This is a genomic window from Streptomyces sp. SID14478, from assembly GCF_010548525.1.
Lineage (GTDB): Bacteria > Actinomycetota > Actinomycetes > Streptomycetales > Streptomycetaceae > Streptomyces.
In genome coordinates this window covers 1-593 of sequence record NZ_JAAGMG010000028.1, presented here as the reverse complement: position 1 = coordinate 593, position 593 = coordinate 1, and the positions used below count along the sequence as shown (strand labels likewise).

The 593-nt window shown below is 76.7% G+C and carries 1 pseudogene; it reads right to left on the bottom strand.

The features are described from left to right. Nucleotides 1–354 precede the first annotated feature (354 nt). Nucleotides 355–593: pseudogene (locus G3I40_RS00915) on the bottom strand (FUSC family protein); the annotation flags it as partial.

The window sequence follows — 593 nt, the reverse complement described above, 5'->3', positions numbered from 1 at the left end:
GGACCCCGGCGACGCGGCCCGTCCCCCGGTCGTGCCGGGGCGTGCCGGGGGCGGCGGACAGCCAGCCCTCCACGTCCCGTGATCCGTTCCTGCGCAGGTCGCTTCGCATGACACACCCCAGCGGCTCGACAACGGCGCACGGCTCGCTCCCGCGCGGCCGTGTGCCCAGGTGTCCAATGGCACGGGGTCACCCCTCGGGCGGAGTGATCCGCCCTGTCCGTGCCCCGGGAACGTGCCTCACCGGGGCCGGGATGTCCACGCCCCTGCGAGACAACCACACGTCGGCCCCGGTCCGCGGGCCGGTCACGGACGCCCGGGGAGCGTGGGGAACTGCACGGCGGCGCGCGCCGCTTCTTACGCGCCCAGGCTCGCGCGCCGGGCCCCGTGCAGGGGTACGGCGAGTTCGACGAGGGCGTGTTCCAGGGCGTGCAGATGAGCCAGGACCGGATGGCCGGGTTCGGCCTCGGCCGTTGCCGCGGCGGTGACCACGTCGCGGGTGTACGGGGCGGGTGCGGTCAGCGCCTCGACGGCGCTCTCCACGCGCCAGCAGGCGGCGGCGAGGCGGGCGTCGTGCGAGGCCTCGGGGTCGGCGG